Origin of the sequence: Sphingobacterium sp. MYb388, assembly GCF_037479535.1 — a bacterium.
Classification (GTDB): Bacteria; Bacteroidota; Bacteroidia; order Sphingobacteriales; family Sphingobacteriaceae; genus Sphingobacterium; species Sphingobacterium anhuiense.
In genome coordinates this window covers 19,073-43,226 of sequence record NZ_JBBGYV010000007.1, presented here as the reverse complement: position 1 = coordinate 43,226, position 24,154 = coordinate 19,073, and the positions used below count along the sequence as shown (strand labels likewise).

The 24,154-nt window shown below is 36.8% G+C and carries 28 protein-coding genes; 8 read left to right on the top strand and 20 right to left on the bottom strand.

All coding sequences use genetic code 11. The annotated features are described in order from the left end of the window. Positions 1-324: 324 nt before the first annotated feature. The 5 genes from WH188_RS19455 to WH188_RS19435 all read right to left on the bottom strand — a co-directional run bounded on the left by WH188_RS19455 (position 325) and on the right by WH188_RS19435 (position 3,093). On the bottom strand, positions 325-867 hold the full coding sequence (locus WH188_RS19455) for a cysteine hydrolase family protein (RefSeq protein ID WP_339424539.1): 543 nt from the start codon (positions 865-867) through the stop codon (positions 325-327). 195 nt (positions 868-1,062) lie between these two features. Beyond that, positions 1,063-1,476 carry an OsmC family peroxiredoxin gene (locus tag WH188_RS19450; protein WP_132767554.1) on the bottom strand — a complete coding sequence of 138 codons (414 nt, stop codon included), beginning with the start codon at positions 1,474-1,476 and terminating at the stop codon, positions 1,063-1,065. Between the two features lie 100 nt (positions 1,477-1,576). After that, positions 1,577-1,753 carry a helix-turn-helix domain-containing protein gene (locus WH188_RS19445; RefSeq protein WP_132767552.1) on the bottom strand — a complete coding sequence of 59 codons (177 nt, stop codon included), beginning with the start codon at positions 1,751-1,753 and terminating at the stop codon, positions 1,577-1,579. A gap of 36 nt (positions 1,754-1,789) precedes the next feature. After that, positions 1,790-2,179 carry a nuclear transport factor 2 family protein gene (locus WH188_RS19440; protein ID WP_339424538.1) on the bottom strand — a complete coding sequence of 130 codons (390 nt, stop codon included), beginning with the start codon at positions 2,177-2,179 and terminating at the stop codon, positions 1,790-1,792. A 17-nt stretch (positions 2,180-2,196) separates the two neighbouring features. Then, positions 2,197-3,093, bottom strand: a complete 897-nt coding sequence (locus WH188_RS19435; protein WP_132767548.1) for an SDR family oxidoreductase — start codon at positions 3,091-3,093, stop codon at positions 2,197-2,199. A gap of 113 nt (positions 3,094-3,206) precedes the next feature. Between WH188_RS19435 and WH188_RS19430 the strand changes: the two genes are divergently transcribed. Next, a complete protein-coding gene (locus WH188_RS19430; RefSeq protein ID WP_108160939.1) occupies positions 3,207-3,539 on the top strand; it encodes a winged helix-turn-helix transcriptional regulator in 333 nt (110 codons plus the stop codon). A gap of 140 nt (positions 3,540-3,679) precedes the next feature. On the opposite strand, the gene WH188_RS19425 is transcribed toward WH188_RS19430, so the two are convergent. From WH188_RS19425 to WH188_RS19375, 11 genes are all read right to left on the bottom strand, one after another. Continuing rightward, positions 3,680-4,444 carry an MBL fold metallo-hydrolase gene (locus WH188_RS19425; protein ID WP_339424537.1) on the bottom strand — a complete coding sequence of 255 codons (765 nt, stop codon included), beginning with the start codon at positions 4,442-4,444 and terminating at the stop codon, positions 3,680-3,682. Positions 4,445-4,479: 35 nt separating this feature from the next. Continuing rightward, on the bottom strand, positions 4,480-4,860 hold the full coding sequence (locus tag WH188_RS19420; RefSeq protein WP_339424536.1) for a VOC family protein: 381 nt from the start codon (positions 4,858-4,860) through the stop codon (positions 4,480-4,482). A gap of 169 nt (positions 4,861-5,029) precedes the next feature. After that, the gene (locus WH188_RS19415; RefSeq protein WP_339424535.1) at positions 5,030-5,737 is read right to left on the bottom strand and encodes a DUF5131 family protein; all 708 of its coding nucleotides are present in this window, start codon (positions 5,735-5,737) and stop codon (positions 5,030-5,032) included. A gap of 90 nt (positions 5,738-5,827) precedes the next feature. Then, positions 5,828-6,409, bottom strand: coding sequence for a Crp/Fnr family transcriptional regulator (locus tag WH188_RS19410; protein WP_339424534.1), 582 nt, complete (start codon positions 6,407-6,409; stop codon positions 5,828-5,830). A gap of 187 nt (positions 6,410-6,596) precedes the next feature. Beyond that, entirely contained in the window at positions 6,597-6,971 is a 375-nt protein-coding gene (locus WH188_RS19405; protein ID WP_339424533.1) for a VOC family protein, read from the bottom strand. A 729-nt stretch (positions 6,972-7,700) separates the two neighbouring features. Further along, positions 7,701-7,865 (bottom strand): hypothetical protein, encoded by a 165-nt coding sequence (locus WH188_RS19400; RefSeq protein WP_339424532.1) that lies wholly within the window; start codon positions 7,863-7,865, stop codon positions 7,701-7,703. Further along, positions 7,852-8,076: a hypothetical protein gene (locus WH188_RS19395; protein ID WP_168126302.1), complete on the bottom strand. Its 225-nt coding sequence runs from the start codon at positions 8,074-8,076 to the stop codon at positions 7,852-7,854. Before WH188_RS19395 ends, WH188_RS19400 begins: the two co-directional genes overlap by 14 nt. 277 nt (positions 8,077-8,353) lie before the next feature. After that, positions 8,354-8,836 carry a DUF5675 family protein gene (locus WH188_RS19390; protein WP_339424531.1) on the bottom strand — a complete coding sequence of 161 codons (483 nt, stop codon included), beginning with the start codon at positions 8,834-8,836 and terminating at the stop codon, positions 8,354-8,356. 67 nt (positions 8,837-8,903) lie between these two features. Then, positions 8,904-9,545 (bottom strand): DUF6266 family protein, encoded by a 642-nt coding sequence (locus tag WH188_RS19385; RefSeq protein WP_339424530.1) that lies wholly within the window; start codon positions 9,543-9,545, stop codon positions 8,904-8,906. A 408-nt stretch (positions 9,546-9,953) separates the two neighbouring features. Continuing rightward, entirely contained in the window at positions 9,954-10,325 is a 372-nt protein-coding gene (locus WH188_RS19380) for a helix-turn-helix domain-containing protein (RefSeq protein ID WP_339424529.1), read from the bottom strand. Positions 10,326-10,435: 110 nt separating this feature from the next. Further along, positions 10,436-11,341: a LytTR family transcriptional regulator DNA-binding domain-containing protein gene (locus WH188_RS19375; protein WP_339424528.1), complete on the bottom strand. Its 906-nt coding sequence runs from the start codon at positions 11,339-11,341 to the stop codon at positions 10,436-10,438. Positions 11,342-11,671: 330 nt separating this feature from the next. On the opposite strand from WH188_RS19375, the gene WH188_RS19370 reads away from it, so the two are divergent. The 4 genes from WH188_RS19370 to WH188_RS19355 all read left to right on the top strand — a co-directional run bounded on the left by WH188_RS19370 (position 11,672) and on the right by WH188_RS19355 (position 14,039). Further along, positions 11,672-12,058 carry a hypothetical protein gene (locus WH188_RS19370; RefSeq protein ID WP_339424527.1) on the top strand — a complete coding sequence of 129 codons (387 nt, stop codon included), beginning with the start codon at positions 11,672-11,674 and terminating at the stop codon, positions 12,056-12,058. 169 nt (positions 12,059-12,227) lie between these two features. Further along, the gene (locus WH188_RS19365) at positions 12,228-13,214 is read left to right on the top strand and encodes a helix-turn-helix domain-containing protein (RefSeq protein ID WP_339424526.1); all 987 of its coding nucleotides are present in this window, start codon (positions 12,228-12,230) and stop codon (positions 13,212-13,214) included. Next, a complete protein-coding gene (locus tag WH188_RS19360) occupies positions 13,192-13,557 on the top strand; it encodes a hypothetical protein (RefSeq protein WP_339424525.1) in 366 nt (121 codons plus the stop codon). Before WH188_RS19365 ends, WH188_RS19360 begins: the two co-directional genes overlap by 23 nt. 257 nt (positions 13,558-13,814) lie before the next feature. Then, positions 13,815-14,039, top strand: coding sequence for a hypothetical protein (locus WH188_RS19355; RefSeq protein WP_339424524.1), 225 nt, complete (start codon positions 13,815-13,817; stop codon positions 14,037-14,039). Between the two features lie 50 nt (positions 14,040-14,089). Here the strand turns inward: WH188_RS19355 and WH188_RS19350 are convergent, their stop codons facing one another. The 3 genes from WH188_RS19350 to WH188_RS19340 are packed head-to-tail and all read right to left on the bottom strand — an operon-like array spanning position 14,090 to position 20,253. Continuing rightward, positions 14,090-15,343, bottom strand: a complete 1,254-nt coding sequence (locus WH188_RS19350) for a TlpA family protein disulfide reductase (protein ID WP_339424523.1) — start codon at positions 15,341-15,343, stop codon at positions 14,090-14,092. Between the two features lie 6 nt (positions 15,344-15,349). Further along, positions 15,350-16,708 carry a RagB/SusD family nutrient uptake outer membrane protein gene (locus tag WH188_RS19345; protein WP_339424522.1) on the bottom strand — a complete coding sequence of 453 codons (1,359 nt, stop codon included), beginning with the start codon at positions 16,706-16,708 and terminating at the stop codon, positions 15,350-15,352. Positions 16,709-16,719: 11 nt separating this feature from the next. Further along, positions 16,720-20,253 carry a SusC/RagA family TonB-linked outer membrane protein gene (locus tag WH188_RS19340; protein WP_339424521.1) on the bottom strand — a complete coding sequence of 1,178 codons (3,534 nt, stop codon included), beginning with the start codon at positions 20,251-20,253 and terminating at the stop codon, positions 16,720-16,722. Between the two features lie 594 nt (positions 20,254-20,847). Here WH188_RS19340 and WH188_RS19335 point away from each other — a divergent pair. Next, positions 20,848-21,453: a hypothetical protein gene (locus WH188_RS19335; RefSeq protein ID WP_168126291.1), complete on the top strand. Its 606-nt coding sequence runs from the start codon at positions 20,848-20,850 to the stop codon at positions 21,451-21,453. A 20-nt stretch (positions 21,454-21,473) separates the two neighbouring features. Here WH188_RS19335 and WH188_RS19330 read toward each other — a convergent pair whose 3' ends face one another. Continuing rightward, positions 21,474-21,893 (bottom strand): hypothetical protein, encoded by a 420-nt coding sequence (locus WH188_RS19330; protein WP_339424520.1) that lies wholly within the window; start codon positions 21,891-21,893, stop codon positions 21,474-21,476. Positions 21,894-22,016: 123 nt separating this feature from the next. Here WH188_RS19330 and WH188_RS19325 point away from each other — a divergent pair, with 123 nt between their 5' ends. Both WH188_RS19325 and WH188_RS19320 read left to right on the top strand, forming a co-directional pair. Next, a complete protein-coding gene (locus WH188_RS19325) occupies positions 22,017-22,679 on the top strand; it encodes a hypothetical protein (protein ID WP_168126289.1) in 663 nt (220 codons plus the stop codon). Positions 22,680-22,908: 229 nt separating this feature from the next. Continuing rightward, a complete protein-coding gene (locus tag WH188_RS19320) occupies positions 22,909-23,919 on the top strand; it encodes an IS4 family transposase (RefSeq protein ID WP_339424589.1) in 1,011 nt (336 codons plus the stop codon). Positions 23,920-24,154 lie beyond the last annotated feature (235 nt).

Below are 24,154 nucleotides of genomic sequence, written 5' to 3'. Positions count from 1 at the left end.
ATATCCAACCGATGATATATAGAAAGGAGCACATGATACATGTGCTCCTTCTAGCATGAATATACATGCTTATATCTAAAAAAACAATTTGTTACCGCTGCTTAAAGTACTATTTTTTGTACATCTGCCGGTATGATTACTTTATCGTCAATCCCCTTTTCTTCTACATAGTCAGCCAATGCTTTTAGAATTAAAATACAGTGATTAATCCCTTCCATGTAAATCGCAATAATTATAAAAAACACCAGCAAAAAGAGTCCATTTTATTGGACCCCTTTTTTGCGTTTTAATAAGCGGTACTGATACTATGTATTGACCGAACACCTATGCTGACAAATATTCTTCAGTATCCTGAATTTTAGCATAGAAAAATGACAATGCCGCTAGAAAAGCATGATGTACATCAGCAGCTTTTACATGCTGACCATTGATTTCTAGGTCACGAGTTGCACAGGCATCACTGATCACCGTACAATCAAACCCAAAATCAAATGCAGCGCGAGTACCAGCATCTACACACATATGGGTCATCATACCTGTAATCACAAGTTCAGTAACATTGTTCTCTTTCAGATATGCTAACAGATCAGTGTCACGAAAACTATTTGGATAATGCTTGGTAATTACTTTTTCGCCTTGCAATGGCTTTACATTATCGTGTATTTCAACACCACTGGTACCAGGTGCAAAAAATGGTGCACCTTCTGGAGATACATGCTGTACATGTACTACAGTCAAGTTCTCTTTTCTAAAGTGCTTAAGCAATTTTTTTGTATTTTCACTAGCAGGAATAGGGTTAACCAATTCCATAGCACCATTTTCAAAATAATCATTTTGAACGTCTATAATAATCAAAGCTTTACTCATAACTATTTTATTTATATTATTCTTCAAATTTAACGCTAAACTTAGGTCTAACTTATACCAGAATGAATTATTAAACTACCATTTTGATAAATAAACATTTAACCACAGCATCAGTTAGCAATTAAAGTATCGGTAATATTCCTGGTTCAATAAAAATAAACGGGCTGAAAAGTATTCTGTTTGGTTAACCAATTTTTATTTTAACAGTATAGCCTCTAAAGAAATATCAATCTTAAGAGCATTGCCGACCGGACACATTTCCTTGGCTTTCTGTGCAAAAACTTGGAACTGTTCTTCAGCTATTGCAGGAATTTTAGCTTGTAATGTCAAATTGGAATTGCTGATAACATTGTTGCTTATCACCAGCGAAATACTTGTCTCAATAGTGTCGGCAGAAAGTCCGTTTTCTCCGAGGATATAAGCCAATGTCATTGTATAACACGAAGCGTGAGCAGAAGCCAGCAATTCTTCCGGATTGCTAAAACTGCCATCATTTTTAGCGTAAGAAGGTTTAAATGCTATGCTATTCAATTTCGAATTTTCAATATCCAATTGTCCGTTTCCCTGTTTAAAACTTCCTTGCCAAACGGCTTTAACACTTGTTTTCATAAACTTAATTTTAATAAAATTTTATAGTACAAAGTTACCGGCTCTTAGAATTTCATACAATGGATATTGGGCACATTGTATAGGACATTTTGCCCATTCTTTAGTTTTTGCTTTGTATTTTTCTAAATTCAATAGGTGATTTTTCTGTTTGTATTTTAAAAAAACGGACAAAATAAGATTGGTCATCATATCCAAGCTGGACAGCAATCTCCTTTACCGTAAGATCTGTATTGGCAAGCAATCGCGGGGCACAAAATGCGCCCATCATATTTTCCATATAGATTGTAGATTCGATTTTAAATTATTTAAGATATCACTTACCAAAAAAATCATCATCCACAGACTGGTCATCTGAAAATGTCCAAACCTGAATTATTTTTCCGTCTTTTACTTCGAAAAGGTCAAGACCGCCCAAATCCATAACTTTAGTTTCCGTTTTTGCGGTAAACCAAACTGGAACTGCAATCAGATTTCCACTTTCCAACATCTTTCCGTTGGGTTTCACAACCATATTCCCCGATGTGTGACTCATTATGCCCTGAAACATTTGGATAATTTCACTGAGATTATTCTTCAATCCGGCAAACTTATTGTCTCCCGGCTGACACCATCTAGTTTCTGGCGTAAATGATGAAAGTGCTTTTTCTAATTCACCCTTGCCCAATGCCTCAAAGTATGATGCAACAACTTCTTTCGCTTCCATATATTGGAATTTAATAACTATTTAATGAAATAATTTTTATTATCATGAGCCCATTGCGCTAACGAAGTCATTTCCACTGGAAGTTTTTCCAAGATTTCATTCATTTTCGAATTAAACTTAGGTGGAAATTCAGTTGCGTTCTGAAGATTCTCGTAATATGCTGCAACACTAGCTGCACCTGCTTCTCCCACAAACGGTTTTAATATATCACCAAATTCATTAGGTTTTTGAGGATAATACACAATTTCTTCATCTACTCCCTTAGAAAACTGCGTCGCCAGATCATTCCCTTTTAGGTTTTCCATACCACTGATTTTGAAAGCATCTGCTTTTAAATCAACATTATAAATAGCTTCAACGACAAAAGCGCTCACATCTCTAGAAGCAATCCACCCAATTGGCATGGCCTCAGGAGTAGGATAAGCCAATTTTTTCTCATTTGTTATAAACGGTGCACAAAATGCACCCATCATATTTTCCATATAGATAGTAGGTTCGATGATAACATAGTCCACTCCACTATTTTTCAAATAATCTCGAACATCCAATTTCACGTCATCTACCGGAGAACCTACTTTTTGAGACTCTAACCAACCACTTGTATTCCAAACAATTTTACTAACTCCATTTGCTTTCGCTGCATCAATCACATTTTTTGAATATTGTAAACCATCAAATGGATTCGGCAATGAAACAGGAATCATAAAAGCAATAGCATCAATACCTTGCGTAATTTCTAGGATTTTGGCTGCGTCATTCAGGTTTGCCAATACCGGTGTTGCACCTGCTTGAGTTAATTTTTCAAAACTTTTTTCTGAACTGGTCGCAGCAAATACTTCTGCACCTTTTTTCTTCGCTTCGCCAATTACATTGAACTGTTGTGAGCCCGTAGCTCCAAATACTAAAATTCTCATTTGCTAATATTTTTTTTCTATATCTTGATCAAATCTAATAATTAACTTACTTTTGCACAAGTACTTACCAAATAGTTTGGTACTTACCAAATGGTTAGAATAGCTGAATATCAATGGAAAAAAAATTAAAATCAACTGCTCCTTGTGACGAGAGGTGCCCTGTAAGAGCGTCATTATCTCTGTTGGCTGGAAAATGGACACTGATGATCCTGTTTCAGATCAACGAAAATACAGTGCGGTATGGCGAACTAAAAAGAACAGTGACCGGCATCAGTGAAAAGATGCTCATTCAAGAATTAAATATGCTGGTTGAGAATAAATTGGTGATTAAAAAAGTATATCATCAAGTTCCTCCCAAAGTGGAATATACACTAACCGAATTAGGATTGAAAACCCTGCCCATAGTTGATCAACTGGCTCAATTTGGTCTGGAAAATTTAGTTTAAGAATAAATTTAGAGATCACGACTACCATAGACGGAGCAAAAGGAAGTAATTTAATTCCTTTTTACTAAAAAAAAGACCCCTATGCATGTTTACAATAACAAGTACAGGGATCTTCTCATTTATACATAGTTGATACTAGACTACAACTCATAAAATTGTCCATCATCTGGAACCAATACTTTCTCCGAGATATTTTCATCAGCAAGAAACTGCTTTAATTCTCTTCGAGATAATGTATTATGGTTTACACCCTCCATATGGCTTACCACCAAAGTTGCCTCAGGAACAGTCTCATGCACCTTTTTGATATCTTGTTTACCCATGATCAATGGGCCACCGCCAACGAACTGATTGTCACCTCCGTTTACAACTACAATGTCAGGAGTATGTCTTTCAAGTTCCTGCTGTACTCCTTCATACCAAACTGAATCTGTAATGAAGTACAATATTTTTTCTTCAATGTGCTTCATGACAAATCCATGTACATTTCCTGCTAATTTTAATGTTTCTCCAAATCCGTGCTGGGCCTGAGTCTGAAATAATTGAATTCCGTCTATCTCAGTTCCATCAGTAAGTACATCAACATTTGTGAAACCGGCAGATTCAACTTCCTTTTTATCAGCAGCATCCTGAACATAAATTTTTATATGTTTAGGTAGGATTTTTTTTGCAGCATCATCATAATGATCATAATGCAGGTGACTTAAAAATACGGCATCCAGATCTTCTAACAGCTCATCTATTGATACTGGCAGTTCTACTAAAGGGTTATCACGCTCATCACCACTTGCGGGATGTGGAAAAGCAGGTAATGTTCCTTTATCGGATAACATAGGGTCAATTAAAAATTTCTTACCACCATAATTAACAACCATTGTTGCATTTCTAATTTGTTGTAATTTCATATCAATTTATTTAAATGTGTCCTTCTAATTCTTTTCTACTTAAGTGAGTAAAGTCCAATCGTATTATTTTCACTATCTCTCAAGAGCGCTGAAAAGCCAAAGTGGGGAAGTTGCGTTTTTGAAGCGACAATCTCCACACCTTTTTCACGGGCTCTGGCCTCTTGGACCGCACAGTCATCGCAATTAAAGTAAATAACAGTTCCATTTGGTGAAGGTTTATTAAACTCCATTTTTACCAATGCACCTCCTGCTCCGGGATAGTGATCTTCCCATTCAAACATCTGCATCTGGCTCCCCCCCTTTGAAAGGTCAATAAAGTTTACATCATCAAAAACATACTGGTAAAAATCCATCGCCCGTTGCATATCTTCGACATATATCTCAAACCAGCCGCCAATATTTCTTCGTGTTTTCATTATGCTGTTTATAAAATAAAAGATTCTGTCTACTTCTTAGTTGATATATTGAAAAGCTTAAAATTTAATTCTAACTAATTTACGAACGAGTTTTAATAGTACGGCTTGACCTAAATCAATTTCTAATATTGATCTAGGTCAACATTCGATCTATTCGTCAAGGTTCTAGCTATTGAAAATCAAATGAAATCTGCAGCTCTTCTTCTTTATTTTCAGCCACATCATTAAAAGGTAATTCCTGGCGGATGTCAGCTAAATTTACAACAGACGCAAGACCATCTTTCATAAAGACTGAAACATTCTCCTTATCCACCTGTCTAATAATATTTTCCACCCATTCTTTTTTAACAGTAACCTTACCTTTTCTGTTTCCTGTTTCCGGACCTATAACAATCCATTTGATATCGTGCAGGTCAAGCTCTCCTAGATTATTAAGCAATGGCTCGAATGTGATAAAATAATTTACAGCATTAATATTGCTTCTCAGCGCATCAATTCTTCGTTTTTCATTCTTTGCCGTAATTGTTGCTCCGATCCATACATTTTTAAGGTCGGTCTGGAAATGAATACGTTCTGGAAATTTCGTAAGAAATATAAAAATGTGCTGTGGAAAATCTTTGATGTAATCAAAAACAATTGTTCTCCACTCTTCGTGCCAATCTGAGAAATCACTCATACTTGTCATGAAGTAGATTTGGGATTTCTTAGTTTGCTTGATCTGTTTTAAACGATGTGGACTGAATTCGGGGACTTCAAAATCAGGAGTAATTTTAAATCTGTTGTTAATTTTTCGTGCATAACAATATACACACCCTGCAGTACATCCATTTACTGGATTAAGGGTTTTTATCAACTTACTTATATTAACAATTTCCATAATAAAAATAAATTTACTTTATTATGCAAATTTACGGACAAGGTTGCTCACGCGACGTAGAACCAGATCAAGAAATACTATTGATCCGGATCAATTTCCCATTAAAGGATTTCTAGCCCTTCGGCTTCTTAAGCGACTTATAAATTCGGCTGAGACACCGAGATAAGATGCTATATGTACCTGCGGTATTCTATTGATGAGGTCGGGATAATTGGATAAAAAATTATAGTAACGGTCCTCAGCAGACAAACTGATATTCTCCAACAATCGATTTTGCAAGAGAACAAGGTTTTTCTCTGTGAGAATTCTAAAAATCCTATCAAATTTAGGTGCGCTAAGATACAACTTTACAATATCCGCTCGACTGATCTGGAGTAATTCTGCATTTTCCAAAACATCAATGTTCAGCAACGATTTTTTTTCTTCGTAATAACTATCCAAATCATTGATCCAAGAACCTTCGGTTGCAAAAAGTAAGATATGTGGATTGTTATTTTCATCATCTTTATACATCCGCAGACAGCCGGAGAGCACGAAATTGAGATACTGACAGACGTCTCCTTCCTGAAGAACATACATTCGCTTCTTATAGAAACGCAAATGGAAGTATTGCCGGATCAAATCCTTTTCTTCTTCCTTCAATGGAATGATTGAATTAAAAAAATCAATCATTGTTGTAAATTTATCTTGCGTTTCCTGATGCATATGCTAAAACTCCAACGGGTTAAACTACCATAAATGTACAAAATAATAGATAATTATTGTAAATCGTAATATTATGTTAGTGAGTTACCAAAAAAGTTACTAAAAAAAAACTGCCATTGTTAAAAGGCAGGCTCTTGATAAGTACGATAAAAGATTATTTCTTAACAGAAAAAATGCCGAACTGATTTCCAGAATTGTCTTTTAAACGTGCAAAAGTAATGTTGGAGGCATCTGTTACAGGTCCCCACACTAGTTCACCACCATTTTCTTGTGCTCGTTTTATTTCTTTCTCAGCATCTTCCACAAATACATAAAAAACTGCATATTCCGGCATCTTTCCATCTGTATGCATCATTCCTCCGGTAGGTATTTCATTTCCCGGTTCAAGAATACCATCATATTGATATCCTTGACTTTCCAGATCCGGATTTGTTTTAAAATCCCAGCCAAACATTTTTTTGTAAAACTCTTTTGCTTTTTCCGGTTGGTCTGAACCAAATTCAAACCATCCAACTTGATTGATTTTCATAATACTTATTTTTTAAAGTTATCATTATAATAATGCTCCGCGTTCTTCTCATATTCTCACAAATACAAAAAAGTATGTTGGCCATACTACAGTCTTAATGATTGTATGATGACCAAAATCACAATACAAATTTCTGGATTAATTACGTATTGGCATGAAAACCTTGATCAATAAAAAATCTTGATCTAAGTCAATATTCCAAATTAATTAGAAATACGATTTCGCATAATCTTCCTAATTATAGGTTAAGACAGTAAAAAAACATAGCACATAAGAAGGTTATAATTATAAAGCATTACTCAAAATACAAAATGATTCAATCGATTTAATTGATACCCAGGTAATGTTCTTTAGCATTAAAAGAGGATCTGATTATCTATATAGCAAGCACATAAACATCTTTATTTACACAAAATTGGAACCCTGAAAATGATCAATTTTATTCGGTTTAATTAGATAAAAAAAATGCTGCAAAAAGATTGGAGTTATCCAGTGCAGTTCCAATCAAATTACGGTTTATGCTGGTTATAAATACATGAATATGATCTCGATAGTAATCGTGTTGGAACAATATTTTGAACAAATGCGTACTATTTATCGGCATTTATCTACGAAACGGGAAGTCTTACATGTTAATTCTATTTTTTCTCTGATATGTATTTGACAGAGTAAATATACGATCGACAAAGAATAGGCTTATCCAACAATAGATAAGCCTATTCTTTTAGACTATTTGCGTCGCATTCTTCCCAAAAGCCTACTCGTCATATAGCTGACCACTGTACCTAATGACGCCATTATTACAGTTTGCATGACGTCACCAAGAGAAAAGCTCGCCCAGATGGAACATAGCGTACCCCCTAAAGTACCGATACGGATATCATTCATCTTCATCAAGCACCCCCTTTTCTTTATTCCGAAGTATCTGCTCTGGTGGTGGTGACTGCTCCTCTCCTTTTTTGTCTTTATCATCCAGTACCGTCTCCACCACACCAAGACCCAATGCAATGTATTTAATAATATTCAATGCCTTTCCCGGCAGTTTAATCGGCGCCAACAAGACCACTTGCAAAGCCGCACTTATTTTTTGAATTATTTTTTTCATTTATTTAATGTTAGAAGGTTAGAAAGTGGTTAGAAGGTTATGAAGTAAGATCGTTAGTAGGTTAGTAAGCAAGGCATTCCCCCTCGTCACTAGTTACTTCGTTATTCTGTCACTAAATTATAGCCGAAGGCTTATCCAAAAGGCCTAGTATTCCGACTGCGTAATTTCACCGATGAAAAGGCGTTAAAAATGAATTTCTGTCTGAGTGAAACGAGTTTAAATTCATTTAGCCTATTCAAGGTGAAATAGCATAAAGGAATGCAGTCTTGATTTTTGATTACTTTTTATCAAGAAAAAGTAATTCGCCCTGTGCCGGTGAAAGAGGCACAATATTAATCCACACCTCTCCGTTCACCATCATCTCCACCAGTTTCTCATAGAGCGCTACGTACGCCTTTTTAGACTGATAAACCTCATAATCACCATCCACTAAGGCCATCTTATTTCCAACGAGCACACAGCCGGAGCTATCCCCGATGTGATTACCAATATGGATATAGACGTACTTAAAATTCGGGATCTGCATGATCTCGATCATCCCACGGTGGATTTTTGGAAATTTTCTCTTATAGCGCGCGTTCATCGCGCCGTAGGTATTCAGGCCAAGCCGGTATTTACCAGCAGGAATTGCAGTGCTTCCTTTTATTTTAGTTTTACGGACAGCATCTTCGAGACCGTATCCGACAAACTGGTCATTAAGATATAGCTCAGACAAGGTACTTTCCTTCCCCTGTTTGACACGGACTAATTTTAAATTCATGGAATTTGATTTTTAGAGATTAGGGAGGCAAACCAAGGGTCCACCTCCCTAAAAACAGAGCTACATGCTATGCTAATACCAATTGACCCAGGTAATAACTCAATGAAGTTTTGACACCATCACGGTGCCCCGTGAAAATCCAGCCTTCCAAAGTATCACCAGAATAACTTGCCGGTAAAGGCAGCGATAAGGTCGCATCCAACCGCGTTCCCGACTCCATAATACTGAAGAAGTTCTTCGTCCTATTGTACATAAGAAGCACTACTGAATCGTCAGCGAACGCATTGAACTTGTTAATTTCCGGAGACCAGGAAAGCTCCAGCTCGCCAGCATTAATTTCCGCCCATGCTACGCCCATTAAATTGGAAAGAGCACCTTTGGAGATTACCACTTTCGAATAGTCAATTTCCAGACTTGGATAGACACCCGAGATACCGTTGCTAAGCACTGCCTGCAGCGCTTTGTTATATCCCGTCGCCTTGCCCTGCAGCTTATCCGAATAACCCAGGTTGAGTAGATCTTTGATCGGTGATAAAAAAGCTACTGCCAGAGCAAACTTTGTGCGCTGAGCAATTTGTCCATTTGTTGCTTTTTTCCCCGTAAATTTTGGTAGCGATTTGACATAATCTACGCTTCTCCATGAGCTTCCCACTACACTTCCCACTTTACCCGAATACGCTCCTACAATTCCTTTTAAAAATCTTGCCATTGTTCTAATTTTCAATTGTTTACACTATAACCTGCATGCCGGTTTTTACTGATATCGAGAGCTAAATTAGGGGCGAAAACACGAAAATACGAGTGATGACAGGGCATGATAGCACATGATAGGAACGACTTTCATTCCCTGTCATAAATAGAAAAGTAAAAGGTGTAAATATTAAAAATAGCGACACATAAGGCAAAAATATTCGACTGCTTTTCGACTAAAGTTTGACCTAGTCAGCAGGCTGATTCGAGGTTGCTTCGACCATTTATCGGCAAGTGTTCGACTGGGCTTCGGCAACTTGCCGAAGCCCAGTCGAACAGCAGTCGAAGCTCACCCGAGCAAGTCCCGAACCTGTCTCGAACACTTCTCGAACACCTCTCGAAGCGCTCCCGAACAGCAGTCGAAGAACTAGAGCCGACCTTTCAACTTGCATTTTGCAATTTGATCCTGCAAATCAAATAAATAATAATAGTGGCGCTTGCCTTTTTTCCTAGGTTGAAGCTCTCCATTCTCCACCCATCGGTAATAAGTTGACTCTGATATATTTAGTATTTTCATTACCTGTCCTATATCTAACAGTTTAATCTCGCGCTGGCGCTGATCAGTGTCAACTGTTTTTTCACGTTCTTCTGCGAGTTGATTGAAGTTTTCTATGAGTCGGATAATTGTTTGTAGATGAGCAGTGACTATTGTAAATTGATTATAGAGCGCTTTTATTTCTTTCAGAATTTGATAGATATCTTGAATACATTGAAGTATATTTAGTAACCATTTTTTCATTATTCAATATGTTTGCGGCTGTTCGATAAACAGCATAGTGATACCAGCCCCAGCGCAAAATGTCCGGAACTGGCAAGTTAAACCATCAAACTTGCAATCTATATTTTCGCCTAATCGGCCAAATCATCCATCCCGCGCATATACCAGGTTTTAAAAAATCTTGTTACTGTTTCACTTAAAGTCGTTTTTAAATGAAACGGTGGATCTAATTCCAGTTCAATATTATAGTTGCTCAATATTTTATAAGATTTAACAGACCTACGGTTAATAATAAGATGCCGGCTTGCCAAAAAAAATTGATCCGAAGGCAACACTTTACTTAATTCAGAGAGCGTCAACCCTTCAAACATGGTTTTACCCCGAACCTCACTTTGGATGTAGCGAATCTTTTGTTCACTATAGATATAATTGATATCGGTTAGATCAATGCCATCTAATTCCTCTATATATTGCTTTTCAGGAGCTGGACTATCCATTTCGAGTTTGCGGACAGCAACTTCTTGCAGTAATTTGATATATTCCGGTTCTAAGAGCACTGTAAGCTTTTCAGATCGATGCCGGCCTTGCACGCTACTAACAAAAAAGTAAATCAGGAACAGTACAATCTGAACAAATACAGTAGACAAAAGGACAAAATAAATGTCAACACTAAAGTAAGAGGTATTGCCCAACCATCTGCCGCTATTTGCATACACGATCACCGTTGCCGAGAAGATTGCAGTAAACAAACTTAAGCCCCCACTGATCAAGAACTGTAAAACAAAATACCATGAATAATGCGCCACTTTTGACTGATGATATGGAGCAAACTTCGATACTAACCTGCTGGATTGATAAGAGACTAGCAAAAAAAGTGCGACAGAGGCAATGCTGATACTTAGATTTTTAATCAGATATTGATCATCTAAAATTTCGAATAAGCTTTCGTGCTCATTGATGAGATACATCACAAGACCACCTGCAACACTGAGCAGAATAAATACGAGCCACATGGTTTTTTTTACAGTTCGCTTCATAACATGAGGTTAACTACATTTCAATGTTCTGTTATAATTTTGACTAAAAATAGTTGAAGATAAAATTGATAATACTATACATAAATATAGAATTAACTCAAAGATAATTAAATGAGCTTAGATAAGCAAAATACATTCGTAATTAAAAAATAGGAAACAATATATCCATTACGCAGGAAATTGCAGCAGTCACTTTGTTGTTTTTATCAATTTTATGTTTTCCCTTTTCGGTATTTATTCTTTCCCTATTCGGTAAAAAAACCATTTTAACTATTTGCAAACCAGTAATAGTAAACCGAAATTTAAGAATCTTAAAAAAACAAAACTAAAATGGAAAAGAAAGAATTTACACCCGAAGGTGTTCGAGTATGGTATCTCGAATTTTACGCACAAAATGATTTTCAAAAAAAACAACAGATTCAAGCACTTCAGCAGTCATTCAGGCTTACATTAAAATCCATGTTTTACTTTACAAGCGAGCAGGAAGAATGGTTAGATGCACTGGATGATGATTTTATTTTCGTTATAAGTAACCAGCTTACACTCACCTTAACACTTGAATTGCCGATAAGACTGGTCAAACCTGAAAAGCCTGATCCGGGTGTCAGTGTGTTAGGAGTAAAAAGAGGTGAGTCACACAATCCCATTAACAGCAGTGCTGCTACTGGTGAAGCACTTCAAGCTGAGGGAGAATTTGTCTTTGTAATCAGCTATTAATAAATGACCTTGCGATCGATGTTATTTCCATCCCGCCATACCAGGTAAATGTGTATTTGAACATCAAAATTTCAAGAAAAATAAAGCAACGGAACGATGTAAGCGTTCCGTTGCTTTATAAAAAAAGACCTAAACAATCTGACCAGATATAAATTAACAAAAGCCTATTATGAAAAGAACCATTACTTTAAACCTACCCTTCGGGGCAAAGGAAGTGATGCACCCAAAAGAAGAAATCAGCTATATCATGCGCAATGCAGAGACATATTATTGGGAGTTTGACGGCAACCTGGTTGCCGAACAGACTTTCGATGGACGATATGCCTATCTCCACTATTTCGAATTTTGGATCAACAAACCAACTACTGTCATTTTTCGATCCCATGCACCAGATCTCCACCTATGCTATCCGATTGAAATTGGTGAGCAGCCACTGATGATGCACGATGAGCTGCTTGATATCAAGTTAACCCTGAACCAAAATAGAGCATCTTATCTCTACCTAGCCGTTGCGGAATTTCAGGTAGACCTACCCATTGGTCATTACATCGTGAGAGGCATCACACTCGATGCCGGTCTGTTCCGTCCCAACATTGCGCGGAGCTTTGAATTTGTTATGCCTCTAGTGGAGGCAAAGCGTACCGGCAAAAGTATTTCGATGCAGAGCGTGGATTTCTTGATCGGCACATTAACGAAATACGAGCTCGATGCGATATTTCAGAATCTAAATCCCAAAGTGTTGGACAATGAGCATATTTTGATTCGGCACCAGATTTACTTGATCAAATTATCTCGGCTCAAAATCATGATGGGAGACGGATCCATCGATACACCGCTTACTATTATCAAACATGTCCGAGAAATATTGAGACTCACTATCGACCAGTACGGCAACAAAGCTCTTATCGGAGACCTTGCAGAAAGTGTACAGGTAGACCGCAGCCGGCTCTATAAACTTCATAAAGAATATTACCACTGTAGCCTGTCAACCTACCGCAATGAACTGCTGGTCGAAAGGATATTGCGAGAATACGAGCATTTCCACAATAACCTGTCTGGTCTTGCCTATGAATTGAATTTCGCAGGGCTAAGTGAACTCAACCGTTTTTTCAAAAAGATGAAAGGACAATCCCTTGCGCAATATCACAAACACTAAAACAATCTTCAACAGCAATAAAATCAACAAAAAGGTACTGACCTATCTCCTTCGCAATGGTCATTTTCCAGCAGAAAATCCAAACAAACAGTTCAACTATGTATATCTCTATCCAGAAACTTATTCGCTTCAGAACACACAAAGCCTCCCGATCACAGGAAGCTTTGTACTTTATTTCCAATTCACCACCACCCACCCCCTAACAACATATAGCTTACTCAAAGACAACATTCAGCCTAACGCTTACCTGCTTATGCGCTCTATCTTTGAAATAGATTCGATAAGAGTTAGAAAAGTGAGAAGGTTGGAGAAAATTGAGAAGGCTAGAAATCAAAATGGTTAGAGAGTTAAAAAATAAAGAGTAGGTTGGTAATATTAGATTTATAAAAAAATGATAAAATGTAATAAGATAGGTATCACACTATACCTTCGCAAATTTGCAACATTCCCCGCCTTAGCGGTAAGATCAAAAAAGACTTAAATCTTGACAAAGGAGTACCCGTCAAGAAGATAGCTTTACCAAAATGTAGAGTTATGGGGCCACATGTGCGAAAGCGATATGTGACAATTAACCCATTTATTAATTAAAACCATAAAATTATGAGTTGGCATCAATTAAAACCAAATGGAGATCCGACAAAAGCAGCAGATTACACTACCCCAAGTGGTACACCATGTAGTGGAACAGGTAAAATTTGTCAGATCAATGCTACTCCAGATGCTAGTGGTCGTCCCGTATTTACAAATGCGCTAAGAGATGAGATGATTAGATCACTACAAACTGGTATTGCAGAGCCAAATGTAGAATTGCGCAGCACTCCTTAAATTTATAGGAAGTTGCAAAGGGGGTACCGTTAAGTACCCCCTATTATTGTTTATTGCACTTCCTCAACAATCAGCATCTGCATCGTCCTCTTTCCTTCAACCAACTCCAATCCGTAAGATTGCAACTGTTCATTCAATTCAGCTATATTATTGTAACTTCCTATATCAATAGCATCTTTGTATCCTGACTCATCAACGATCGGTAAAAAATTACCTGAATAGTCCATGAAAAAAATCAAGACACTTAGACTTTCCATCTTTTGTGTGTTCTCTATTGTTGCTCGAGCGGCATTTGATGAAGCTTTCTTTTGAATAACTAAACAGTCACGTTCCAATTGATCCCAATACACTCTCAAACCTAAGAACCTATTCAGGTCATTCATCACTATTTTAACTTGCTCAGCCAGATCCTTAACCACATAACTCTTTCTTTCATAACAAATTCCATATTTGGTTAACCAAAACTGTTGTCCGCCACTTCCTTCGCGATAATAATACTTGTCAGGATCTTTCACCTTCCAGACTATTCGCTTATCTGTTAATAAAAATGTTGGTTTGTTGATCAATGCATCCAAAGCTTTATAGGCATTGAGAATACCCACATTATTGAAGTATGAACGATACAAGCCAGTAATACTATCTTTCACAATGGTCAATCCTGGCTTGTCACTGAGCCCCTCTTGATAGGTAGTCATTCGAACTGATCCAATAATTCCGTTTTCTGAATCATCAAGCTCAAATACCTTTTCGCTCTTAAAATCATCTTTTTGTGGAACATGAATTTGTCCATTATTGTATAATTCATCTACAAACTGTTTTTTTACATAGTCGGGATAGGTTATTGCTTGCACCTTTCCTTTATATAGGAAAACGGTATGCGGAACTCCTTTGTGCGGAAAATATTGACGCAATAAAGTATCGCCAACAATAGTGGGTAATTTCACATTCTTTTCTTTCAAAAATGCATTAGTACTATAAAACTTTTCGATCACTTCTTTGGATTGCCAAGTTACCAATAGCACAACCAACTTATCTCCCCTTTCTTGCTGTACTTTTGCTAGAGCAGGCATTCCTTCAATACAGGTAGCACAATACGTATCAAAAAACTCCAGTACAACCACCTTGTCGTTCCAATCTTGCAGATTTACCGACTTGGTATTGAAATTAAGAATAGGCATGGACCTAACTTTTGGTAAAAGTTTACCTACAAGAAGCGGCTTACTTATGCCCACTTTTTTTTGCTGTGCATAGCTAAATTGCCAAGCTACGGTCAACAATAATATATTTAAAATAATGTATTTCATGGCTAATTATCTTTTATTTGGCTTAATGTTCGAGTTTTGCTCCATGACGCTATAAGGGATTTGAATCGCATATTTTAAGCTCCCTATTGGTAAACTGTAAGTTTTATTGTCAATAATCCGTTCGATCGATATTGCCCTGTGTGGATCATCGCTTAAACGTTTAATATCGCTCCAGCGTCTTCCTCTAAAAACCAACTCCCTACTCCGCTCCTCTAGAATTGTATCTAATAATCGATTTGGTTCCTGCTCTGTAATAATCGGATAAGCATGATCAGACCATCGATATTTACGTAAAAGATTAACATCTTCTAGTGCTTCATTTGTTTTTTGCAATCGGGCTGCAGATTCTGCACGGATCAGCAATACCTCACTACTAGTAAACCCTATAAATGCCCCTCCAGGTCCTTCATCATAAGAACCTTTAAATCCAAAAGTTGCTAAGTCAACTTCATTGGGTTCAAAATAGGCGAGCTTACGGAGATCACCTATCTGATAACTAGCTATTAGATCCGGATTCATACGAACATAATAACTTCCAAATGCATTGGAATACGCAGTCATTGCTGAAAATAGAACTTCGCTATTATACTTAGGTATCGGATAACTCGCTTCTAAATTCAGTGCATTATAATCCAATAAATAAGGTTTAAGCTTCCACGCGGAGTCCGCATAGCGATAAGCGCTATCATAATCTTGCATATCCAAAAATAATCGGGCTAACCCCGCATACGCAGCAGATTTAGAAGTACCCGTCTGTATTGTGGTTTTTGCCTCCAACAATCTTAAAGCAGCTTGATAGTCGGATATTACCTGTTTGTAACTTTCCTGGAGTGATGCTCTTTTGGAGACCACATCCAGATCAGGTACTAATCTGATGGGAACTCCCAACTCTCTATCTGCTGTATTTACATTATATGGCAAAGTATAAATCGCGATCAATTCCTGGTACGCAAAAGCTCTAAGAAATTGAGCGTGGCCATATGCAGATTTAAAACGAAGAGACTGTTTTTCCACAGTAGACATTTTATCCAATATTTGCATAATCTGATTGCAGATATAGATCACGCGGTAGGATCCCTGCCAAGCCATGGACTTAAAACTAGGCTCGTCAGACCATATATAAGCATTCCGGTCATCAAACTCCTCAATGCTATTCCAATCAGCAGAATTCAGATAATAGGCCTCGCCCGCGATCACACCCAAGGACGGATAGGCCATATTCAGTGTCCCATAGTCATTGAGCAATAACTCACAATCTTCTAGCGTTTGCGGTACAGACATCTTTTTATCAGGCTTAACATCTAAAAAACTGCTACAGCCCGTACATAGCAATGTGAAAGTGAGTATATAGATTAATTTCTTCATGATCATCATCATTACAATTTAAAACTAACGCCAACAGAACAGGAAAATGGATCTGGCGTACTGATACCATATTCAGGGTCAATACCCATTTTATTAGCGCGCCATATGGTCGTGATATTCGCCAGGTACGCATAAAAGCGCAGGTTTTTCAGCTTAAGCCGATCACTTAGCTGTGGTGTATACCCAAGCTGAATATCCCGCAATTTGATTTGGTCTGCAGGCAATACTAAAGCCGAAGAATAGTTATAAAAGTAATCAGCATAATAATTTGACGGATAATTAAATACAGGCACATCGGTCTTCGTCTCATCACCAGGTTTTTGCCACCTACGTGCGAAATCATTATTCCCTACACGTTGATCAATCAAAAATGAATAATTGGTACTTTTACGCATGAATTTATGTCCTAATTGGTAGCTGATATTAAATGATAGGTCTATGTTTTTAAACCGGAATGAATTACGTAATGATCCAAAATACAGTGGTAATGCAGAGCCATGATTATCCATATCCTCTATTTTCGTATCATTATAGATCTGAGAATAAGCGGTTGATAATTCACCATTCATATAGCCGCGAGGCATTCCAGTTTGCGGATCAAGTCCACCCCATTTATAAGTTATTACACTATTCAAATCAGCCCCGTCAATAGGAGTAACTAAAGCACTATAAGCATTAGCACTAAAATTTTTACCTAACGGATCCTCCACATAAGACTTCGTAACTTTTGTACGGCTATACGCAAATACCAGATTATTAATCCATTCAAAAGAGCGACTTTTAACATTAACAGTATTTAGCGATAGATCTACCCCTTTGCCTAATAGATTGGCACTATTGATACTCATACTGCTAAATCCAGATGTCGGATCCACTAGTGTACTTGCTATAAGATCTTTTGGCTTCTTGATATAATATTCAAGTGCACCACTAATCCGATTGTTACTCAACTGAAAATCAATACCAAAATTCAACATGCCCACCGTTTCCCATCGAAGTGAAGGGTTTGGAGGTGACTGCATGGTCGCATAAGGAAGCCCGGTCAAATAATGGGGCTGTGAGGAGCGGTAGATAATCGGATATGCCGAGGTACTGTTATTCACATTCCCGTTATGTCCATAAGTTGTCCGTACCTTTAATAAAGAAAATACATCGTTGCCTATAAAAGTTTCATTAGAAAGTAGCCATGATGCACCTAGAGACCAAAAGGGCTTACCCCTATTATTAGTCTTGACACCAAAAAGATTGGAGGCATCTTTACGTGCACTGGCACTTACAATGTATTTATTATCTAAAGTATAAGAACCATTAATAAAGTAAGAAGTAAAACGATTGATCAAATTGCTGTAATCTAAATATGAACGAATTTTACGTTTTCCATATCTCCCATTCAGATAGGGATGACTGTTTACGTAATCCACAGGCATTGAAGACAATGTTTCAGGGTCATAACCCCATAATTCAGTATTATAGGACTCCTGATTCTGTTCTCTATACTCCGTTCCGGCTAACATAGAAATAGCATATCTACCCTGCCATACACGATTAAAGTCTATTTGAAAACGACCCTGCTGTGATTGATTAGCACTACTCGTTTTTTGTAAATAATCTCCGAGAGGAAGGTTCCATTTAACCGATTCATTATCCCAAACTGCATAATAATTGAGTATATCTCTTTGATAAACACTCCCCATCCCTCTCCAAGTTTGCAGATCAGTGTTAGCATAACGGTAATTATACAGAAAAGACATTCTGAGGGACGATGTAATTTTATAGCTGGCATCAAAATTCAACTGAACTTCACGTTGCTTGTTCTTAACCGATGTTTGATCCAATTCTGCTAAGGGTCTGTATTTCCAGTCCAGCAAACGTCCTCCAGCAACGGTATCCCGAAACTCAGGATGCAAAGCAATTGCATCCACGACCAATGGATTGCCATCTGCATCAGCCAACTCCATATAGGGAAAGTTTCCATATCCAGCACCAAATTCATAAAAACCAAGCCTAACATATGGTTCACTAGCATTAAGCTCATTATATTGTAAACTTAAACCAATATCCAAGTTATTAGTGGGCTTATATATTGTATAGCTTCTTGTGCTCAATCTGTTATTACCGGTATTTATAATATTTTTAGAATTTTTATCATAACCGATGGAAAAAATACTGTTTAATACTTTACTTCCTCCTTCTAGTTGAACATGATATTGTTGACTGATCTCTTTTCTATAGAAATATTTTAATAGGTCATCACGAAAATCAATTTTACGTAATCGATCCAATTCCTTATTCATATCTACCGATGACAGCTTACCCTCTTTGTTTTTCTTCAATAATTGCACAACTGGTGTAATATTATATTGGAAATTATTCATTCTAGAATCATAATATCCATTTTCAAAAAGCATCTGCTCTACATCGATATAATCTGATGTAGCCATTTGCGGATAGTAATATAAGTCTGGTTTATTGCGAATGGTCAGATTACTGTTGAAGGATACTTGGATAGGTTTTTCATAAGTTCCTTTCTTTGTGGTCACCACAATGACACCATTACCCGATTGTGCACCCCAGATCGACGATGCTGCTGCATCTTTTAAGATGGTCACATTTTCAATATCATTGGGATTGATCGTATTGAAATCTCCCTGATAAGGAACTCCGTCTAACACAATTAAGGGCCAAATATTCGAGTTGATACTACTTGTACCGCGGATATTCATAAATGGTAATTTTCCTCGGCTATCTTCGTAAAGCTTTATTCTAGATACACTGGGCACAACATCTTCCAATCGACTTAAAAAATCCATAGATACTTTTCGATTAAGAAGCTTGTTGTCAACAAATTCAAAAGAACCAGTTGCTCGTTCTTTCGGTATTTTCTGATAACCGGTAGATACCACCTCCACTTCTTCTAGTTTATGATCTTCAGGTATCAATCTCACAGTCATTAATACTCCTGCGGTATAATTGAATTCTTGGCTTTTAAAACCGATGGAAGAGAATCTGATCTTTCCACTTTTCTTATGGACCGTCAATTGAAACCTTCCATCTTTGGAGGTTTTAATCTGTAAGTTTTCGGCTTCGATTCGGACCGACACTCCTTGCAGTGGCGTACCATCGGTGGAAGAAAAAACAACACCTGTAAGCTCATTTTTTACCTGCCCATTCACCCCGCTGTCCTTGCGGGGTGTCTGAGCTGATAAACATAAACTATGAAATACTGCAATGATCATGATACAGGGTATCGCAATTACTTTAATAGCCTTTAATAAGCATATGAGTATATTAAAGGCATGGAGCATTGGAGAAAGCAAGATGCATAGCGCAAACTTCCAATGTATTTTTATATATGAAACCGTAGATTGATTATGCTCTTGTAAAGCGTAATCATGTCTAACGTTTTCAATTTGTAGTATAGAACTTTTCAATGTGTTTATTTTTTGGTTTGTTTTTGATGGAAGACCAAAATATAACTCAAGATTTAGGACAGTAAATTTCCTTTGGTACAGCACATAGCTATCCCTATTGCAAGTTTTTTGCATTTTTTAAAGATTTATACTGAGAGTGAATAAAGAGCTAAAAATTAGGCAATAAGCACCCTATTCAACTTTCAATAGTTAAAAAATAAAATGGAAAAAATGCAATTCTAAGTCGTCGTCAATTGGTTATATAATGGTCTACATTATTGCATTTTGAATAGATAGTCAGCATAGTGACTTTGCGCAACAAATCTAATCTGCCGGCTTGATGATGTTTTTGGTGGTTTGTTTTTTGTTCATAACTCGTTTTATAATTAACGAGTCCAGTAGCAGGTAGTATGATGAATATGGGACTACACGCCGTGACCACTTATCAGTTCTCAGGCCTTACGTAACACGGACTAACAGTAGGCCCATATCCATCTTATATACGCAAATATACGATTTGCAATATAAAGAAAAGACATGGGTATTTTAAACTACTGCCCTGCGTTACGGCCTGAGAAATTGTGATCGCAAGACTCTTATTTTAAATACCAGTATTTCAGATTAATTCGTTAATCCGAAATCTAACGCTAAAGTACAGAGTATATTTTACAAAAGCAAATTATTATATCAATACAATATACGCGAACAAAATTACTTCATTTATAAATAATGAACAAGGAATGGTATCTTACCCCGTATGAGTTATTAACAATAATTACAGTTCGCACAATTAGATTGAGCTTGGGTATTTCAGGTGAAGAATTATCACTTTATCTAGGGAAGAGTAAAAAATATATTGGACATATTGAAAGTAAGGCTAGTGCCCTAAAATATACCGAAGAAGCTCTTTATCACATTGCAATCTATTTCTCGTTAAAAGCAGAAGAGCGTAAAAATGAATGTGTAGAGAATGGTGAACCAATAGATTTTAAAACAAGCTATACCAACTTAGATTTACAACCTTCTGATATTCAAGAAAGAGATAAAGTATTAAAAGTGATACCTCCTATCCCACCAGGAGCAGGCTCTGCATCTACATTGAATGCGGTGATTGAAAACACAAAGTATTTCGACAAAGCCAGAACTTTAGAGGAAATAGTGAATCATTGTAATAAATTACAAAATCAGACTTGGACGAGTTCAGATTTCACTGATGCATTGAGTCGTGCTATTAAAGGCAAAAACAAAAGATTGGAAGTCGTAATTGTTGATGGCAGAAATACCTACATAAAATACAAACCTAAAAAAGAAAGTATTGATAAAAAGGTTGACTAGTATTTATAATGTCCAAAGATTTAATCGATCGCTCTCAACATTTCATTTCTACATATTTCTATAAGTCCTACTAAAGTTGGTGATTCATAAGATTCGTCATCGCTAGTGCTGGAGGCATCACCTAAACAGAACGTACCATTTGCCCAACGTAATGTATTTAAATCTCTTTGCCCTATCCAAAGCTCTTGATAAACACCCCACCATTCAAATATAGTTTCATCATCACAATTAATAAAGCCTATAACCATATGATTAACATATCCATCGGCAACCTTATATAATTCAATCAATTGCGTAATCACATTTTCAGGTACTTTTTTCGTAAAAGCACGTTCTTTAAAAACAGTGATTTGTAATGAAGTAGCTGGAACCAACTCAAAGTCTGATGAGTCAGGAAGTTCTTCCAATAATTTTAATATTTGCAATTGATTTTGATTCATCAGATCTATTCATTGTTAATTTATTGAATCTACAAATTTTTCCCATTACAATATATTTTTAAAGGAGATAGTATTAAAGATTCGTTTGATTATATTTGTTGTAAGTCGGTAATAGCCCATATAATGAAACGAAATCTAGATTTTGAGATCTTAAAAATAAGCAGTATGTCGGATATCGAGCTCATTAAGATGCTCAATATAATTAAATTACGTAATAACCGTGGTTTAAGTCAATTTGAGCTAGCATTTTTGTTGGGACAACGTGACCTTTATGTGCGAGATTTTGAACGACCAGATCATACTTTAATCTTAGGTCTTAGTGAAAATAATACCATCAAAATAATTTTCAAATGTGAACTTGAGGATTTTGTTCCATTAAGTAACGGCAGTACCAATCATAAAATTCAAATACTCTATCAAGTTGATGACCAAGGCAACAGAAATTATATAGCAGAGCAAAAAATTGGAAACGGCAAGTGGAAGGAATTTTTAAGATTTGGTGATGAAGAAAAGGACATCCTTCTAGAGTCGTCTAGTCTAATAACAGATACCCAGATTCAAAGTTGGATTGATAAAAAGTACCATAATGGATATTTTAATGTTGCTAAATCTGCACTGGAAATTTTCTTAGACTGTGAAGCTCATTTCGGTGAACCAGTTAGACCGTTATTCCTTGCCAATGCTATTCAACACTACACTAAGAAGAAGAAAGCCCCAAGGTTGGTTAAAAACAGAGACAAGATGAATGACTATGATGTTTTTATTGGAGAGGTGGATAGGAGATAAATGTCAAATAAATAATTCAGAAAACCCAAGCCTAATAGACTTAGAAAAACAACTATATTAAGTTAAAAAAAGATTTAATAGCTCTTCATAGATTCATTATTATGACTAAAATTTATCAGTTCCGTCCTAAACGTTTAAAAATTGGCGGTGATTTGGTATAGCAAAGTTGCTATATTTAAATCGCTAACTTTTCTTACACCGCCATGGTAAATTTAAACGTTTTAGTCAGATTTTATCCCTTATCGACCGGGAATTATTCAAAGATTTGGTTGCTAAACATAAGAGTGACAAACATTGCAAAGGGATCAACAGCTGGACTCATCTTGCAAGCATGTTATTCTGCCATTTTTCTTCTGCAGATTCAGTTCGGGATATCAGTAATGGCTTGCGTAGTACGACCGGTAATCTGAACCATTTAGGTGTGGGCAGAGCTCCCAGCAAGTCCAATATTTCCTATATCAATAAGCATCGCACCCATGAACTCTTTAAAGATCTGTATTTTTCGCTATTGGATAAGCTGTGGCAAAAAGATACCCATTTCCGTAAAGAGCTTAACCAATTAAAGCGCAAGGTTTATCTAATGGATGCCAGTGTTATCCCATTATGCTTATCGGTATTTGACTGGGCTAAGTTTAGAAGTACCAAAGGAGCTGTAAAGTTGCACACTGTTTTGGATTATGATGGCTGTCTGCCTGTTTTTATGCAGATTACGGACGGAAAGGTTCATGAGAGCCAGCGTGCGGGCAGCTACAGTTTTTCTAAAGGAAGCGTCATGGTGGTGGACCGAGGTTATGTAGATTACAGCTGGCTCGGGGATTTGGACAGCAACGGCTGTTATTTTGTTACCAGGAGTAAAACTAACATGAAGTACAACGTGATCAGGTCATATCAGAGTGAAGCACTCTTAGAAAAGGGAATCATTAAAGATCAGATCGTTGAGCTTTCTGGTCCATCAGCAGATAAATACAGTTCCAAATCGCTGCGCCTGATTCATTTTTGGGACAGCACCACAGACACCCAGTATCACTTTCTGACAAATAATACTGGGTGGAAGGCCTCACTGGTAGCAAACATTTACAAACAGCGATGGCAGATTGAGGTCTTCTTTAAGCATCTCAAACAGCGCTTAAAAGTATCGACATTTGTGGGCACATCCGAAAATGCGGTGATGATCCAGATATGGACTTCCTTGATCGGCATCTTGTTACTAAAATACCTTCAAAAGAAGGCTAAAATATGACTGGAATCTATCAAATCTGGTGGGATTTATCAGGATGAATATCTTCGTAAAAATAAATATATGGCAATGGATAGATGATCCTTTTATCAGGCCACCAGTTAAAGGGAAAAATGGCCAGTTACAAATGTTTTCAGACTAAAAAATAGGATCAAAATTGAAATGATCTAAAAATAGCTGTTTTAGAAATGGAAACAAGCGCCTAAAATTTATTTAGGACGGGACTGATTTTTAACAA

Bases quoted from the DNA above. Each gene is read 5' to 3' on its own strand.
- WH188_RS19450 (WP_132767554.1), bottom strand. From the start codon at position 1,476: ATGAAAACAAGTGTTAAAGCCGTTTGGCAAGGAAGTTTTAAACAGGGA.
- WH188_RS19420 (WP_339424536.1), bottom strand. From the start codon at position 4,860: ATGAAAACACGAAGAAATATTGGCGGCTGGTTTGAGATATATGTCGAA.
- WH188_RS19405 (WP_339424533.1), bottom strand. From the start codon at position 6,971: ATGAAAATCAATCAAGTTGGATGGTTTGAATTTGGTTCAGACCAACCG.
- WH188_RS19415 (WP_339424535.1), bottom strand. From the start codon at position 5,737: ATGGAAATTGTTAATATAAGTAAGTTGATAAAAACCCTTAATCCAGTA.
- WH188_RS19380 (WP_339424529.1), bottom strand. From the start codon at position 10,325: ATGAAAAAATGGTTACTAAATATACTTCAATGTATTCAAGATATCTAT.
- WH188_RS19345 (WP_339424522.1), bottom strand. From the start codon at position 16,708: ATGAAGAAATTAATCTATATACTCACTTTCACATTGCTATGTACGGGC.
- WH188_RS19330 (WP_339424520.1), bottom strand. From the start codon at position 21,893: ATGAATCAAAATCAATTGCAAATATTAAAATTATTGGAAGAACTTCCT.
- WH188_RS19385 (WP_339424530.1), bottom strand. From the start codon at position 9,545: ATGGCAAGATTTTTAAAAGGAATTGTAGGAGCGTATTCGGGTAAAGTG.
- WH188_RS19370 (WP_339424527.1), top strand. From the start codon at position 11,672: ATGGAAAAGAAAGAATTTACACCCGAAGGTGTTCGAGTATGGTATCTC.
- WH188_RS19375 (WP_339424528.1), bottom strand. From the start codon at position 11,341: ATGAAGCGAACTGTAAAAAAAACCATGTGGCTCGTATTTATTCTGCTC.
- WH188_RS19325 (WP_168126289.1), top strand. From the start codon at position 22,017: ATGAAACGAAATCTAGATTTTGAGATCTTAAAAATAAGCAGTATGTCG.
- WH188_RS19445 (WP_132767552.1), bottom strand. From the start codon at position 1,753: ATGGAAAATATGATGGGCGCATTTTGTGCCCCGCGATTGCTTGCCAAT.
- WH188_RS19410 (WP_339424534.1), bottom strand. From the start codon at position 6,409: ATGATTGATTTTTTTAATTCAATCATTCCATTGAAGGAAGAAGAAAAG.
- WH188_RS19430 (WP_108160939.1), top strand. From the start codon at position 3,207: ATGGAAAAAAAATTAAAATCAACTGCTCCTTGTGACGAGAGGTGCCCT.
- WH188_RS19390 (WP_339424531.1), bottom strand. From the start codon at position 8,836: ATGAATTTAAAATTAGTCCGTGTCAAACAGGGGAAGGAAAGTACCTTG.
- WH188_RS19400 (WP_339424532.1), bottom strand. From the start codon at position 7,865: ATGAAGATGAATGATATCCGTATCGGTACTTTAGGGGGTACGCTATGT.
- WH188_RS19395 (WP_168126302.1), bottom strand. From the start codon at position 8,076: ATGAAAAAAATAATTCAAAAAATAAGTGCGGCTTTGCAAGTGGTCTTG.
- WH188_RS19425 (WP_339424537.1), bottom strand. From the start codon at position 4,444: ATGAAATTACAACAAATTAGAAATGCAACAATGGTTGTTAATTATGGT.
- WH188_RS19355 (WP_339424524.1), top strand. From the start codon at position 13,815: ATGAGTTGGCATCAATTAAAACCAAATGGAGATCCGACAAAAGCAGCA.
- WH188_RS19350 (WP_339424523.1), bottom strand. From the start codon at position 15,343: ATGAAATACATTATTTTAAATATATTATTGTTGACCGTAGCTTGGCAA.
- WH188_RS19455 (WP_339424539.1), bottom strand. From the start codon at position 867: ATGAGTAAAGCTTTGATTATTATAGACGTTCAAAATGATTATTTTGAA.
- WH188_RS19435 (WP_132767548.1), bottom strand. From the start codon at position 3,093: ATGAGAATTTTAGTATTTGGAGCTACGGGCTCACAACAGTTCAATGTA.
- WH188_RS19340 (WP_339424521.1), bottom strand. From the start codon at position 20,253: ATGCAAAAAACTTGCAATAGGGATAGCTATGTGCTGTACCAAAGGAAA.
- WH188_RS19335 (WP_168126291.1), top strand. From the start codon at position 20,848: ATGAACAAGGAATGGTATCTTACCCCGTATGAGTTATTAACAATAATT.
- WH188_RS19440 (WP_339424538.1), bottom strand. From the start codon at position 2,179: ATGGAAGCGAAAGAAGTTGTTGCATCATACTTTGAGGCATTGGGCAAG.
- WH188_RS19365 (WP_339424526.1), top strand. From the start codon at position 12,228: ATGAAAAGAACCATTACTTTAAACCTACCCTTCGGGGCAAAGGAAGTG.